The organism is Streptomyces sp. MMS24-W38, assembly GCF_059889265.1.
Genome location: NZ_JCBCPP010000001.1, coordinates 5550254 through 5565318, shown reverse-complemented (window position 1 = coordinate 5565318; position 15065 = coordinate 5550254). Strand labels below are relative to the sequence as shown.

General features: G+C 69.6%; 11 protein-coding genes and 1 pseudogene. 10 read left to right on the top strand and 2 right to left on the bottom strand.

Features of this window, described 5'->3' with window-relative positions; genetic code table 11:
- Nucleotides 1–23: 23 nt before the first annotated feature.
- Complete coding sequence (locus tag AC6F7H_RS24380) at nucleotides 24–3071, top strand: pPIWI_RE module domain-containing protein (RefSeq protein ID WP_500759052.1); 3048 nt, start codon at nucleotides 24–26, stop codon at nucleotides 3069–3071.
- 338 nt (nucleotides 3072–3409) lie between these two features.
- On the opposite strand, the gene AC6F7H_RS24375 is transcribed toward AC6F7H_RS24380, so the two are convergent.
- Nucleotides 3410–3970, bottom strand: a complete 561-nt coding sequence (locus AC6F7H_RS24375; protein WP_500759051.1) for a hypothetical protein — start codon at nucleotides 3968–3970, stop codon at nucleotides 3410–3412.
- A gap of 619 nt (nucleotides 3971–4589) precedes the next feature.
- Here AC6F7H_RS24375 and AC6F7H_RS24370 point away from each other — a divergent pair.
- The 7 genes and pseudogenes from AC6F7H_RS24370 to AC6F7H_RS24340 form a co-directional block, all read left to right on the top strand.
- The gene (locus AC6F7H_RS24370; RefSeq protein WP_500759050.1) at nucleotides 4590–4862 is read left to right on the top strand and encodes a helix-turn-helix transcriptional regulator; all 273 of its coding nucleotides are present in this window, start codon (nucleotides 4590–4592) and stop codon (nucleotides 4860–4862) included.
- Between the two features lie 138 nt (nucleotides 4863–5000).
- Nucleotides 5001–5906: a DUF6083 domain-containing protein gene (locus tag AC6F7H_RS24365; protein ID WP_500759047.1), complete on the top strand. Its 906-nt coding sequence runs from the start codon at nucleotides 5001–5003 to the stop codon at nucleotides 5904–5906.
- Nucleotides 5903–6376, top strand: coding sequence for a hypothetical protein (locus AC6F7H_RS24360; RefSeq protein WP_500759045.1), 474 nt, complete (start codon nucleotides 5903–5905; stop codon nucleotides 6374–6376). The genes AC6F7H_RS24365 and AC6F7H_RS24360 overlap by 4 nt, the downstream gene beginning before the upstream one ends.
- A 78-nt stretch (nucleotides 6377–6454) precedes the next feature.
- The gene (locus AC6F7H_RS24355) at nucleotides 6455–7918 is read left to right on the top strand and encodes a UvrD-helicase domain-containing protein (protein WP_500759043.1); all 1464 of its coding nucleotides are present in this window, start codon (nucleotides 6455–6457) and stop codon (nucleotides 7916–7918) included.
- A 409-nt stretch (nucleotides 7919–8327) separates the two neighbouring features.
- Nucleotides 8328–10499 (top strand): AIPR family protein, encoded by a 2172-nt coding sequence (locus AC6F7H_RS24350; protein ID WP_500759042.1) that lies wholly within the window; start codon nucleotides 8328–8330, stop codon nucleotides 10497–10499.
- The gene (locus AC6F7H_RS24345; RefSeq protein WP_500759041.1) at nucleotides 10492–11919 is read left to right on the top strand and encodes a serine/threonine-protein kinase; all 1428 of its coding nucleotides are present in this window, start codon (nucleotides 10492–10494) and stop codon (nucleotides 11917–11919) included. Before AC6F7H_RS24350 ends, AC6F7H_RS24345 begins: the two co-directional genes overlap by 8 nt.
- A 13-nt stretch (nucleotides 11920–11932) precedes the next feature.
- Nucleotides 11933–12232: pseudogene (locus AC6F7H_RS24340) on the top strand (ATP-binding protein); the annotation flags it as partial.
- Nucleotides 12233–12234: 2 nt separating this feature from the next.
- On the opposite strand, the gene AC6F7H_RS24335 reads toward AC6F7H_RS24340, so the two are convergent.
- Complete coding sequence (locus AC6F7H_RS24335) at nucleotides 12235–13020, bottom strand: GNAT family N-acetyltransferase (protein WP_500759040.1); 786 nt, start codon at nucleotides 13018–13020, stop codon at nucleotides 12235–12237.
- Between the two features lie 380 nt (nucleotides 13021–13400).
- Here AC6F7H_RS24335 and AC6F7H_RS24330 point away from each other — a divergent pair, with 380 nt between their 5' ends.
- Together AC6F7H_RS24330 and AC6F7H_RS24325 are read left to right on the top strand one after the other, a co-directional pair.
- Nucleotides 13401–14345, top strand: coding sequence for an RNA-binding protein (locus AC6F7H_RS24330; RefSeq protein ID WP_500759038.1), 945 nt, complete (start codon nucleotides 13401–13403; stop codon nucleotides 14343–14345).
- Between the two features lie 203 nt (nucleotides 14346–14548).
- Entirely contained in the window at nucleotides 14549–15010 is a 462-nt protein-coding gene (locus AC6F7H_RS24325; RefSeq protein ID WP_500762021.1) for a DUF2199 domain-containing protein, read from the top strand.
- Nucleotides 15011–15065: the final 55 nt, after the last annotated feature.

Genomic DNA, 15065 nt, shown 5'->3' with positions numbered 1-15065 from the left:
TGGACATCGCAGGGAGAACCGACATGTACAAGAACATCCGCCGATCCGCGTACCACCTGGCCGAGGAGGGCACCCCCTGGACCGAGGACTTCCACGCGCTTCCCTTCCCCGAACACTGGCATGCCGGACTCCTCGAACTGCACAACCATGGGCGGGACGAGGAGAAGCGCCAACCGACGCTGCCCACCCGCCGACTCGACGGCGTGCTCCAGACCCTCGCCCCCGACGTGATCGTCCGCCCCCGGCCACGGATCCCCGTGGAACCGGGGCCGCAGGCCGCCGAGGACTTCTGGATGTACGTACCGGCCTCGGCGCCCGACCCCCTCCCGGGCCGTTCCATGCAGCAACTCCTCGATGCCTGGCTGCGTACCCTCGGTCCCAAAAACTCCGCGCAGGATCCCCGGTTCCGCTCGCTGTTGCTCGCGAGCAGCACCGAGCTGAAGCAGAACCTGCCCGAGTGGCAGCCGGTCACCGGCGTCGAACTCCTCACCGCCCCGACCACTCGAGGCGGCACCGCCGCCCCGGAACCGCGCCAGTTCCAACTTGCCACCGACGCCCTGGCATGCCGCATCCTGACCCTCGACCCCTTCCCGTTCGAGGGAGGGGAGCTGCGGTTCCGGGCGCTGCCCCGCGGGCCTCGCGACCAGGGCGCGGAACTCATGTCGCAGCCTCTGTGCCGGACCGTCAAACGCAAGGAATGGTGGTTCTCCGTCCTCCTGAACATCTCCCTGCACACCACGCCGTTCGACCCCGGGCCGCGTCTCCACCTGCACTGGGGTGTACGTCGCTGGGCAACCCACCCTCGGACCACCACCAAACGCCTCAACCTGCCCTACCGGGAGGCCACCACGGTCTACCTGCGGCCCACCATCCCCTGGCTGCCCGGCGCACCGGCCACCGAACGCTACGCACTGGCCCGCCTGCGACGTGACCGGGCCGCCGACACCTTCGTCTGGTCGGAGAACGGCACCGCCGGCATCCTGCGCGGACTCAGCCTCGCCGGCAACTTCCCCGACCCCGAACAGCTTCTCACCGAACCGGTCTCCTGGATCGGCGAGGGCCGCGGCGTCCGCGCCGCCGTGGTCCACAGCACCAGGATGGGCAAGCACGAGATCGGCACCAGCTTCATGTCCAACCAGCGGGCTCAGCTCACCGAATGGGCCGAGCAGGCTCTCCCTGAAACACTGGCCCGGGTACCCGACCTCACGCGCGGACGGGGCAAGGGCATTGGCGCTCCGGAGAACCGGCGGCCCAAGCCCAGGACCGACGAGGCCAAGAAGGCCGAGCTGCTGCGCAAGACCCGGGCGCGGCGCGTGGCCCTCGCGGCACAGGCCCGGATCGCCTCCCACGGCCCGGAACAGGCCGGCCCGCCCGTGGTGGAGGCCCGGCTGCTGTGGCAGTCGCCCGAGGTACGCGTCGAGGCAGTGGAACAGTTCGCCAAGGCCCTGGGCCTCGACGGAGACGGCGGCACCAGTGCCGCCCACGTCACGGACCGGAACTTCGACGAGGCCGCACCCGGAGCACCGGTCGTCCTGGAGTGGCGGACGGCGGAGGTCACACTCCGGCTGCGCTGCCTGCCCCTCGCCGACGGTCTGGGCGACCGGCTCGTGCCCGACCCGGCGGTCAAGGGCAAAGGCGCGGCGCTCGCGGCTGCCGTCGCCGAACGGCGCCGCGCCCTGCGCGCATGGCTCCGCGCGGACGGCGCGGACCCCTCCCGCCCCGAACTCGCCCTCGTGGAAGTCGCACACCGCAGCACATTCCGCCCGGCGTCGACGGACCCCAAGTTCGCCATCCGCCTCGGGTGCGCCGACGCGGGCTTGCTGACTCAGTTCGTCGTCACCCCGTCCACCGACCGACAGATCGACAATGCGGAAAGCCTCGACCACCGCACGTGCAGCGCGTGGCTCGACGGACTGCGCCAGCTGGGCGTCCGCGTCCTGCCCCAGCACACCCTTGGTGGCGATCTTCCGGACTCGCTGCAATACGCGGCGGTGTGGATGGTGAAGCGTCGCAAGGACGGCCCGACCCGGTTGCCCAAGCACCTGCCTGTGGCCGTCCTCGTCACCCCGCTCCCGGCCGGGGAAGGCCTCGCGGCCGTACGCGGCTGGGACGACACCGCGGGGGAATGGGTGCTCTATCCGCAGTTCCTCCTCGGTCTGGTGAAACAGGCGGAGATCGGCCCCGAAGCGTTCACGGAACCCGGGACTCCAGACGATGACGCACGTCCCGATGCCCCTAGGGTCACCGGCAAGCAGTGGCGCAGCAACCTCGCCCAACAGCGCAGGGAGACCGCGGCATTCCTCCAACGCGTGCTGCACTCCCTCCGAGGGCAACCCACCGCACTGATCACCCACGCTCAGAACAGCCGACTACACTGGCCCTGGCTCCAGGACGGCCAGACCGAACGCGATCTGATCAAGACTGGCCACGCCCCGGCAGGACGACTGGACGACGAACTGCGCCTCGTACGCGTGCGCGGATGCGGCGGTCGCGAGAGCGCCCAGTGGTGGGGTCTGGCCGACTCGGGCAAGCCCCACGGACAGCCGGCCGGCTTCTGGGCGCAGAATCCCCAGCAGCGGTACGGGGACGGGGCTTCGTCGCGCGAGCGGGTCTTCTACAGCACCACCGAACGCCCCGGCACCCATGCGATCTCCCCCGCACTCGACCGCCTCGCCACCCGGGTCAACGCGGCGGGCAACCTCACCTCGCAGGCGGGCACCAGCGCCTGGAACCCGACCCTGGTGGAGATCGCGGTACTGGGCTGCCACGAAGATGACGACTCGGCAGCCCCTGTACTGGAAAAGCCCGACGACCCCGAGGCGCTGGCCCTCGCCATGCACCAGCTCCGCCAGGCCCCGGACTACGTCGCCGCCCTGTCTCTCCCCCTCCCCCTCCACCTCGCGGGGCTGGCCCAGGAATATGTCCTCCCAACACTCGCCAACGACGACCGGACTTCGAACGAGGAGTCGGACACACCTGCTGGAAACCAGAGCATGGAGGACCCAGATCTCGCCGACGCGGCCGGACTGTCCACGACGCCGGACGACGAGGCCGAGACTGCCCACGGCTGACGACGGGATCGACACCTACGCGGTGCCCTGACGACGGAGGACACCGGTATCCACAGGACCTGTGTTCTGAGAGACCGACGACAGCCCTTCCATGCACCCTTCTCTACTCGTGTGCGCGGTCCAGCGGAGGAAGGCGGAACACTGGGGTGACCGTGACCAGTTCGGGTCTGGCCGCGACGTCGGTCACGTCGTCATCGGTCCCCTCGCCGCCGGCGCGGTCAGGCGCTCATCCCGTTCCTGGGTTCGAACCTGCAACCGCTTACCCGACAGCACGTCTGACGAGCCAAGTCACCCCCGCCGGCCGTTCCCGCATCTCACGGTCGGCAAGGGGTTGCCGGTCATCGCCTCGGCGCTAGCGTCCAGTGCACGTCGCCTGAATCCGGGCAGATCCACCACCCTTCCAAAACGCCGCTCGCCGTCAGACGGCTGAGCACACCGTGGAACCCTTGATCGCGCAGGCCACAGTCACGGATGATCCGGTCGCATTCACTCAATCCCTCCCCCGAGGACGGATCGCTGCGCGCCGCGAGATAGACGCCCGACAGTCGCAGCTGCGGCTCTGCCCCACCGATCCGGGCAGGGCACCCTGTGCGCAGTGCCCAGTCGGCCGCGCGTCGCCGGTCGGGGCGGGCCGGTGACTGGGCGAGCAGCGTGGCATCGCGAAGCTCCGCAGCAACCCCGGCCGCTCCGGGACCGTTCACCATGTTTGCCCACCGCGCCTGTTCCAACTCTCGGCAGGCCTGCACCGGATCGATACGAAGGCTGCGCAGCAGGCCCGCACGGAGTTCGACGTGCAGGTACGCGTTCATGCGCAGGGCGCACTGCAGGGCGAGGAGCCTCGCCCCGGCGGACACGTCCGCGGGCAGGGCCGCGGCCAGGTAGCTGAGGATCTCGCTCACGCGGACACGCTCCCCCGGCCCCCGGCTGGGCCGGGGACCGCGCGGCCGCACGGAAGGCGGGTGGAACGGTGCGGCCAGCACGGTGTCGGGCACGACGGCGGCCTGGGCGGTTGCCGCGGCGCAGGCGCCGCAGGCGTCGGCGAGGCGCCAGAGACGGCCGCCGCGTTCGCAAGCCAGGAGCAGGCGGATGGCCCCCGCGCACCCGCGGTGACGGCGGTGCCAACGGCAGCCGCGTTCATGACACTGACAGATCCGCAGGTGAGGAGCCCTCAGGTCACCGCGAGCATGCCGGGCGAGGTGAGCAAGGGCCGCCGAGCGCGCGGACTGCGCGGTGACCCGCCGGCCGTCCTGGGGGGCAGTGCTGGCAAACGAGAACGAGCCCGCCGGTCTGGCATCGCAGTTCCACCGTCCAGGTCCGCGCCGCCTGAGGACACACGGTGCGCAGCCTCATGGGCGTGTGTCCCTCCCTTCCCGGTTCGGCGCCAGCCCCACCGCGCGGTACGGCGGGACGGCCGACACCGTAGTGCAGACCCCTGCCCTCCCGCCGGTGGAGCCATCTGGAGAAATAGGGCAGAGGTCTGCACTGACAGGGCAGGGGTCTGCACCGTCGGATGGTCGGGTGACGATCTTGCCGCCCGATCCGGACCTCGACGCCCTCCGACTGGAGCTCGGGCGTCTGCGGGCTGAGCGCGGGTGGAGCTACGACGAGCTCGCCTCCCGCAGCGGCCTGGGCAGGCGCACTGTGATCGAGATCGAGCAGGGCCGCACCATCGGCACCCTCAAGACATGGCACGCCCTCGCACACGCCCTGGACACACCGCTCGACGAGCTCTTCGCCACCCTCTGCCACGAGCACGGCCTCCCCGGCACCGACGACAGCTCCGACAGCTGATACGGGCCCGTCCAGCGCCGGCGGCGATTCACTCGATCCGGCAACGCCCTATCGAATGCGCGAGCAAGCGTTCGCACTGTTGTCGCCCCGTTCTGCTCTGCCCGGGGGATCATCAGGGTCGCGTACCGCAGGCGGGGCGTGTCGGCTGGCAGGTTCGCCCGCATGTGCTCCTCTCCTTCTCCTTCCGCGCGGCGCTGGGACGGCAGCCGCGCGAGCGCGCCCCAGCGGCGGTCCCTGCGTATCGCCCCCGACAGTGCCAGCCGGTTGCTGCGATGCGGCCAGACCACGTCCTGCCGCGAATGCGGCAATCCGGTCGAGTGCTACCTGGGGGCCGACGACCGGCTGGTGCGGCTGCATCCGCACGAACTGCCGGTGGCCGGGGTGCCGGAGTCCTGCCGCTGGCACGTCAGCCGCGGCATCGCCCATCCCGCGGGCGACGGGAGCAGCTGGTGCCGGCTGGCACACGACCTGCTGTGCCCAGCCCGCTCGGCTCCGACGGCCGCGCCGCAGCTGTCCGGCCTGCGCCGGACTCTCGCCCTGCGCACCCACCGTCTGCTGGACACCGGAGTCCTCGCTCCACCTGCCACACTGGCAGGCGGCCCGCCGCCGGGCGAGGCCGTCTGCCGTCCGGCCCGGCCCGTCGTGCAGCTGCTGTTCGTCCGCTACCTGGCCTCCCGCCCCGTCGATGAGATCCAGTGCGTCGCCCAGACCCGGCGCCGAACCCGCTGTACGGCCGAGGTCCTCGGCCCCGGCGGGTTGCACGGGGTGTGGACCCTGGTACCCGTGACCGTGCACCACGGTCAGCTCGCACTGCCGTCGGATGTCATGGCCGTCTACAGCCTGTCCGCACTGCCGTACCAGGAACAGCTGCGCTGGCGCACCCAACGGTGCCGGGACCATGCCACAGCGTCGACCGCCGGTGACCTCGCCGTCGCGGACTGGGAACCCTTCGACCCGCTCCGCCACCACGAGCACATCCACACCCGCCTGCCCACGCACGGGCGCCGCCCCGGCGGCCACGCACCCCGGCGGGTCTGGTCGTGACGCATCAGTACGCCGTCGAGATCGTCCTGACGCGGCCCGCCACCGTTCGGGAACTTCACCAGGCCCGCCACCGGGTGACGTTCGCCGCGAACGCAGACCGCACCCGGCTGATGACGGTGCAGCGCGGCAAGAGCCCGGGCCGCGCCCTGCACCGCATGCGCCGCCACCTGGACACGGTCCTGCCGATCGACGTGCTGACCACGCACTATCCCGACCGCCAGGGCCATGTCCTGCTCAATGTCGCCCTCAGCCGCCGCGCCGACGCGCAGATCCGCGAGGAGGCGGCCGCGCTTGGCCAGCGCGCCGGGGACGTCCTGGCCGAACGAATTACGGCCTATCTCGCGCACGAGCAACGCCAGCGGCGCCACCGCCTCGAATTGCAGATACAGCGCCTGCTCACCCACCACACCCTGGAAGAAGTTCTGGCCTGCGCCGCAGGCCGCCTTCTGCAGGTACGTCTGCCACGCTGAGCCCGCCGTCGCCTCCCCGGCCGGACGCAGCCACCCGCTGCGCCCCGTTCCGGCCGTTCCCATCCCACGGAGCCCACGTTGCCCACCCCCACCCACGAACAGGTCCACGCGGCGGACACTTTCCGCGCCGGACGGCACCTCGCACTGCAGGCCGGAGCCGGAACCGGGAAGACCAGCACCCTGTGCATGCTCGCCGCCGGCACCAAACGCCGGGGACGCTACCTGGCCTTCAACAAGGACATCGCGCAGGACGCCGCAGCCCGCTTCCCGTCCACGGTGCAGTGCCGGACCGCCCACGCCACCGCCTTCGCCGCACTCGGACACCGCTATGCCGACCGACTCAACAGCCCCCGCCAGCCGGCCTGGAAGACCGGACAGTCCCTCGGCATCCTCCGCCCTGTACGGATCGCCGACCACGAGATCAGCCAGAGAACCCTGTCCCACAACGTGCTGCGCACCGTCACCCGCTTCTGCCACTCCGCCGACAGCGCACTGGCCCAACACCACGTGCCGCGCCTACGCGGCCTCGACGCCCCCGCCGCCCATCGGCAGTTCGCCGAACTCGTGCTCCCCTTCGCCGCCAAGGCATGGGCGGACCTGCAGCGCCCCGACCACGGCATCGTCCGCTTCGAACACGACCACTACCTCAAGATGTGGGCGCTGACCAGGCCGAACATCGAGGCCGACTTCCTCCTCCTCGACGAGGCCCAGGACACCAACCCGGTGCTGGAGCAGGTGTTCACCGCACAGCGCGACCACGCCCAGCTCGTCATGGTCGGCGACTCCGCCCAAGCCATCTACGGCTGGCGGGGCGCAACCGACGTGATGACCGGCTTCGACGCCGAACAGCTGACCCTCACCCGCTCGTTCCGCTTCGGGCCACAGATCGCCAACGAGGCCAACCGGTGGCTCGCGCTCGCCGACGCCCCTATCCGGCTGACGGGCACCACCAGCGTTCCCGCAGAGGTCAGCAGCGTCGACCACCCCGACGCCGTGCTGTGCCGCACCAACATCGGCGCCATGACAGAGGTCATGCGTCTGCTCGGCGAAGGACACCGCGTAGCCCTCACCCGGGGAGGCCAGCAACTTGCCCAACTCGCCTCTGCGGCACGCAACTTAAAGGAAGGGCGCCGCACTCATCACCCCGAGCTGGTGCTGTTCGCGTCCTGGGGCGACTTGCAGGACTACGCCGCCTACGATCCGGCCGGCTGCGACCTGCAGCCCTTCGTCGACCTCGTCGACACCCACGGTCCCGACGCCATCCTCGCTGCCGTGTCCGACCTCACCGAGGAAGCACACGCCGACGTCACCGTCTCCACCGCCCACAAAGCCAAAGGCCGCGAATGGCCGACCGTCAGGATCGGCAACGACTTCCCCCATCCGAAGGACCCCAACTCCGGCACGAGCGCGGCCGACCAGGCCCCGGAAGTAAGCGGCACGGACGCCCGTCTCGCCTACGTCGCCGTCACTCGCGCCCGTCACCGACTCGACCTTGGCGGCCTGGCATGGAACGCTACCGCCCAGGAGAACGAAAGCGGATGACGCCACAGACCCCGAGGGGCAGCCGGTTCCCCAGACCGCCCACGACCAGCGCGGCCGAGCGGTGGCCTAGCTAGTCGAGTCCGTCATCTCGGAAAACGTGCCGTCCCCAGCCAGACAGTTCACATCCCCGTGCCAGGTCGGGTCAGCCCGCAGACCATTGGCCGCGAATCACGCTCGGCCCGCAGGGACCCACCTGAAACCGCTGCCCGCGGCCCGCCCCTTTTGCGCGCACTCCTACCTCGTGGGGGGGCAGGTGGCACGACCACCGCCGATACCCCTGGTGCCCGTGCGGTGGGTGGCGCTGCATCCATCGGACAGACACGCTTCAGGGCCTGACGGGGAACTCTCGCGAACCCGTGTGCGTCCTCGCTCGTATAGTGCTGGGATCACGAGCGGACGGAGGCGCGGCGTGACGGCAGGGAGCAACCAAGAGGCAGCCACGCCCTTGCAGGTGCGGCAGGTCCAGCAGGCCCTCGCGAGCGAGTTCGACGGGCTGATCGAGCTGGGGAACGGCGAGTTTGCCGGAAACCGCGAGACCGTTTTCTTCTCCCGCGCCCTGGCGGCGAAGGCCGTGCGGATCGTGACCGACTGCACCGCACAGGAGGCGGCCGCCGCTGTCACCGACGGAGCCGGTGACTTCGGCATCGATGCCGTGGCCATGTCCCCGGGGACCGGCGAGTTGTGGCTGATTCAGGCCAAGTGGAGTGACCGGGGTACTGCCCGGTTCACGTCCGCCGACGCCTCCAAGCTCCTCCATGCCTTTCGAATGCTGGACAACCTGGACTTCGACCGCTTCAACGCCTGGTTCCAGGCCTCCGCGGACCGGATCCGTCGTGTGCTCGCCCAACCAACTCCCCAAGTTCACCTCGTCGCTGCCGTCATGGGGCCGACAGCACCGACGGCCAGTGCCCTACAGCTGATCCACGGGGAGTTTGCCGCCCTGGACACTCGCACCGAGCTGAGGGTACTGGCGAGCAGCGACCTGCACGCGGCGATCCGCCAGGACGTGGCACCACAGCCGCTGACCGTGACCGCTACCTTCGCCGACGGCTGGTACGGGCAAGACCTGCCCTATCCCGCCCACGTTGGCACGGTCACTGCCGACGAGCTCGCCCACTGGTATGAGCGGCACGGCGCAGAACTGTTTAACGTCAACGTACGCCACCCTCTGGGGCACACATCCGTCAACGCCGCACTGGACGACAGCCTGGCCAAAAATCCCGAGCATTTCTGGTATTTCAACAACGGCATTACGGTGCTGTGCGAGTCGACCACCGCCGAGTACTTCGGCCGTCGCGCCCAGGGCGCGCCGGTGCGCCTCACCCTTACCGGCGCGCAGATCGTCAACGGCGCACAAACCGTGGCAGCGCTGTACCGCACCTTCGCGGACGATCCGCAGACGCTCGCGGAAGCGAAGGTCATGGTGCGGATCATCACCGTCGGACAGACCCCGCAAGGATTCGCCAGCTCGGTCACGGTGGCCACCAATACCCAAAACCATGTAGAGCAGCGCGACTTCATCGTGCTGGACCCGGCGCAGGCGTACATTCGCGACGACTTCCGACTCACCCTGGACAAGGAGTACGTCATCAAGCGCGGTGAGCTTGAGCCCGCACCTGATGCGGGCTGCACCGTGCTGGAAGCAGCCACCGCGCTGGCCTGCGCTCACCCCGACGCGCGGATGGCCGCAGGGGCGCGTGCCTCCACTGATTTTCTGTGGCAGCCCGCCCCGGAGGGCGGCTATACGCAGCTGTTTTCTGAGCCGCCCACCGCCGTGCAGATCTGGCGCTCGGTGCAGCTGCTGCGCACCGTGCAACAGACTGTCCACGGCCTTACCGCGACCTTGCCCGGCCGCGCCGCCGCGATCGCGGAGAGTGCCGCACTCCTGGTGGCCCATCTGGTGTTCCAGCGCGCGGACACCGAAGCGATCGACGACTTCGACACGGACTGGCAGCCCACGCTGAACGAGGCCCCGGAACTCACCGCGCAGACCTTGGCCCATCTCATCGCCGAAGTCGACCGGCAGTACGGGCCGCACAGCTTCGTCTCGCGCACCTTCACACAAGCGGCCGCCTCCCGGGAGCTGGCGGCAGCAGTCCTGGCCTCGTTCGACCGCCAAGGGCACCACCTCGAGCTCGCCTCCTACCAGCGTCCCCCCGAGCCGCGTCGCGGGCGGCGTCCCAACCCGGTGCGGCTCCTGGTCGACCAGCACCGGCTGCCGGACGGCACCCAGCTCATGTATCACCCCAGGCCCCGGGAGGACGAGGCGATCGGGGAGTGGCTGAACGCCGACCCGAACCGGTTCATGGCGACATGGACTAACGACACGGCCAAGCCCCTGTTGTGGGCGGCAAACGGAGCGCGCTATTCCCCGGCCGGCCTGATCCGGCACATGTGGCGGCAGGCTGGCTGGGACGACGCCCCGCTCGTAGTGCAGGCCAGCACGCGGTGGGCCCTGCCTGGCGGCCCCGCATTGAGCGACCTTGCGCAGGAGCTGTGGCTCGAGGCCCCGAACACCGAGCCGCACTCGGGCGAGACGGGCGGGGACGTGAGGCGGGAGGACGGCACGAGCGGTGCCTGAGCCACGGATCATCGCCAAGCGCTACGCGCTGCGTGAGTCGATCGAGGAAGGCGGGATGGGCCAGGTCTGGCGCGCCAACGACCTGACCCTGGGCCGCGATGTCGCCGTCAAGCTCATCCTGGAGAACCTCGCCGCCCACCGTGATGGCGACGCCGTTGTAGAGCGCTTCCGCCGGGAGGTGCGCGTGACGGCGCAGCTGCATCACCCGGGCATCCCCCAGGTGTACGACGCCTTCTTGGACGGCACGGCAGACCGCATGTTCATGGTCATGGAGCTCGTGCAGGGCATTTCCCTGAAGCGAGTCATCGACGCTTCCGGGAGTGTGCCGCCGGAGTGGGCCGTGTGCCTGGCACTGCACATATGTGCCGCTCTGCACCACGCGCACGATGTCCACGTGATCCACCGTGATATCAAGCCGGCCAACATCATGATCGCGGTCGACGGCACCGTGAAGGTCCTGGACTTCGGCATCGCCATGGCCCTGGGCGTGGATGCGCCTACCCGCCTGACGAAGCCCCAACAGATCATTGGCAGCCCGCACTACATGGCCCCCGAGCAGTTCGATGCGGGTCACATCACGCCGCAGACCGACCTCTACGCCCTGGGCGTGGTCCTGTACGAGCTCCTGGCCGGTGACCGGCTGTTCGATGGGGGCAATGTCGTCAACCTGATGTGTGCGCATGTGCTCCAGCCGCCCGCACCACTGCGCGGTCACTGTGCGGACGTCGACCCGCGACTCGAACGGCTTGTTCTCGACCTGTTGGCCAAGCGCGCCGACGCGCGCCCCAACAGCGCCCGACACGTGATCGACGGGCTCCTGGACCATCTGCCACACCAGCATCCCGGGTACCTGTCCTTCCCCGGACTGCCAACCTTGACAGTGCCCCCGGTCCTGATACCCGGTCCTGACACACCTCGCGTTCCGGCAGCCGCGTCGAGGGGCCACCATGCGCCCCCCGAGCCGGTCAGTGCGGAAGGGCACACCGACCGTCTGGTAGCACCGCGGGCTCTGTTCGAGGCGGGTCGGCTGAGCGAGGCGCTGTCGATCTACGAGGCCCTAGCTGATGAGTTGGGCTTCCTCGGCGCGCAGGGCGCTGAGGACGCCCTGACCTGCCGCATTCAGGCCGCCCGCTGCCGGATCGGACTCGGCCACCACCAGCGCGCGCTGGGCGATCTCCAGCGCGAACTTGCCCAGTTGCGCGCCTACCGCGCGCCCACGGACACCGTGGTCCTTGAGGTGCGCCTGCACGTAGGACTGTTGCTGCGCGATGTGCACCGCTTCGCGGAGGCGGCACAGGAGTTGGGCAGCCTGTACAACGACTTGGTGGGCGGGCACGGTCCGGAGACTGCCCTGGTGAATGAGGTGCGCGAGGCCCTCATCGGTATTCGTCGGCGGCCGCCGGGCAGCCGCTCCATCTGACGAGCCCGATGCCATCGCCCGCTACGGCCGCGTCGACCCGCTCTGCATCGACGAACTCGGCTGCATGGAACTCGACCGGCACGGCGCCGAACTGCTCTTCCAGGTGCTGACCGAGCGCGAGGAGAAGAACAGCGTCGCCATCGCCTCCAACGAGTCGTTCGGCGGCTGGACCAAGACCTTCACCGACCCGCGTCTCTGCGCGGCCATCGTCGACCGCCTGACCTTCAACGGCACCATCATCGAGACCGGCACCGACTCCTATCGCCTCGCCAGCACCCGGGCACGAGCCGAGGAGCCGACGAAGGCCGGCTGAGCTCAGGGCGACCAGACATACGGTGTCGTCGTGGTGACCGCGTGCAGGCCAAGGCGGGTGAGGATCGGGGCGCTGTCGGCTGAGGCGTCGACGTAGACGTAGGGGACATCGCGGGCAGCAGCGAGTTGGGCTCGGTGGGCGACCATGGCCCGGTAGATGCCCTGTCCGCGCCATTCCTTGAGCGTTGAGCCGCCCCAGAGGCCGCCGAAGTCGACGCCGTCGTTGAACACCAGCCAGGCGGCGCAGACGACTTCGGCGCGTGCCTCGGCGACGAGGACGATGGTGTTCTCCGGGGCGTTCTCGACCCGGGCGGCCAGGTCGTCGGCGAGCCAACTCCAGTCCTCGCCCCAGACGGTGCTCTCCAGAGCGGCGATGCGCTGGAGGTCTGATCTGGCGGTGACACGGCGGAGGGTCACGCCGTCGGGCAGGACGGGGTCGGCGGCAAGGTCTGCGGCCTGCCCGATGAGCACCGTCTCGCTGTCCTCGGCGACGAAGCCGGCCGCGGTGAGCCGGTCGGTGAGGTCGGCGGGGAGATCATGGGCGCGAGTCTTCCATTCGACCGCCTCACCACGGGCAGCGTAAAAGTCACGCTGCCGCGCTATGAGCGTGTCGAGTTCTGCCCCGTACACACCGAGGTCGCGTGGGCCCGTGACGAAGCCACGGTGCCAACCGACGACACGGGTCAACGGGCCGTCCCTCTCGACGCGGGCGCTGCCGCCAGACGGGGTGACACCACGGAGTTGGGCGTCATACGCGGTGCGGAGTTCGTCGATCAGAGTGTCCTTCACTCGAACACCGTACGGACCGGGTCAAGTGCTTAAACGCCGGTCGAAACCGCGCGAACATCAAGGGCTGCACTCTCTCACCCGGCCACCGGAGACCAAAACAGGTACTGACCTCTGCCGCTACCTGCCTCGACGGCCAGCCGCCCTTCAGGCGGCTGGCCGTCCCCACGTTCGCATCCACGCAGCGCCGTCATTTCTCATCCACATTCCAGAGCCGGTTGATCACCAACTGCCTCCGGAAACCGTCGACAAACGCTGTCCTTGGAGATCAACGAAGCCAGGCCCCGGACCTCGGACCCTACGATGTGGACCGGACACCTCCCGACCATGGAATCGGGACCGGAAACTACGTTGGCCCCCCTTCCGCCCGTCCATGGAGCAGCGTGCCGCCGTCTTTCGTCTACCGGATCACCAAATACGACCCCGCCGACCGCGATGAGCACGGCCACTACACCGGCGCCCAGGACACGGTCAGCGACCACGGACCTGTCGAAGCGGCGTACCTGGCGGCGATCGCCGCGTTCGCGGAGGCCTCGGACGTCGACCGGCTGGAGATCCGCGAATCTGCGGTCACCGGCTTCGTCCACTTCGGTGTGGAGCCGCCGGTCGAGGGGCACGGCCTCGGCGGGCTCTTCCCGCCCGACCTCACCGGCTGCCACGACGGGGCCGAGGTCTCCCTTCCGGTCGCCCTGGAACTGGTCCGGGCCATGCTCCGCGACCAGGGCGCCTGGTGCCGGCTGGAGGTGGGGGATGCGTTCACCGTACACGTCGGGTGGGACCAGTACGTGTACGTGGGCAGCGACCGGCCCTGCGCGGACGCCGTGGCCCGTACACGGGAACTCGGCCTCTTCCCGGAACCGCTGACGGCCTCGCCCTATGCGGCTGAGTTCGACGAAGCGGAAGTGCCGGAGCCAGCCGACGAGGACTTCTGGACACGAGTGCGCACCGCGCTTGCCTCACAACAGACGTTGCTCCTCGAGGAGACCTACGTCCGCAACGCTGCACGCTGGCACCGCCTCACGCCGGAGAACCTCGACACAGTGCGCGCCGGTCTCGGCCCGCGCGCCCTGCTGACCGTCTGGCCCGACCTGACCCCGGACGTCGGCGCGGTCCTCGCCGCGCTGCCCGAGGAGGGATCCGTGGAGTTCGTCTGGGAGGCGCAGGACGGGATGATCAGCCACGCAATCGTCGACGACACCGAGTACCAGGAGCTCGCCACCCAAGTGGCCGATGCCCGAGCGGCCTGCGCCCTGCCCCTCGACGAACTCCACCCGCCGCTCTGCGCCGTCCTGCCGGACAGCGACGGCGTGCTGCGCGCCCGATGGTGACCCGGTTCGCGCGCCGCGCGGGACAGCCGGGTGCTGTGCATGGAAATTTTCCTGACAGGCCAGGTGCCGCGCTCAGTCACAGGGGGACGTGAGGAGCTCCTCGCCCGAGGTGGTTCCGTCGCCTGTCACTAGGCTCCAGCGCCATGACCAGTGATCTCGGATTCACCTGCACATGCTGCGGGGCCCAGCACCTTGAACTGCCGATGAACCAGACGGCCGAGGCCCCGGCCGTGTGGGATCCGGCCTTCGTCGACGCCAGCGACTGCCTGCTCTCGTCGGACCAGTGCGTGGTCCGCGGGCAGCACTACTTCGTCAAGGGCCTGATCGAGATACCGGTCATCGACAGCGACGAGATGTTTTCCTGGGGTGTCTGGGTCTCGCTCAGCCGTGAGAACTTCTCCCGGGCTGCAGATTTGTGGGACAGGCCCGACCGCGAGGCGGAGCAGCCGTACTTCGGTTGGCTCACCACCGACCTGCCGGTCTACTCGCCCACGACCCTCAACCTGAAGACGCATGTCCACACCCGCCCGGTCGGCGAGCGTCCCTACATCGAGCTGGAGCCTACCGACCACCCCCTCGCCGTCGAACAGCGCACGGGGATCACGCTGGACCGCGTGCGGGAGATCGCGGCGGTCGTACTCCACGGCGGCGGTGAGCGGCGGTAATGACCGGTAACCCCGTATCGCCGATCCCAGTCGCCCCTGCCGGCCTGAGCCTCGA

What these genes read in the sequence shown, in the direction of transcription:
- AC6F7H_RS24380 (WP_500759052.1), top strand. Translation starts at nt 24, where the DNA reads ATGTACAAGAACATCCGCCGATCCGCGTACCACCTGGCCGAGGAGGGC.
- AC6F7H_RS24325 (WP_500762021.1), top strand. Translation starts at nt 14,549, where the DNA reads ATGAACCAGACGGCCGAGGCCCCGGCCGTGTGGGATCCGGCCTTCGTC.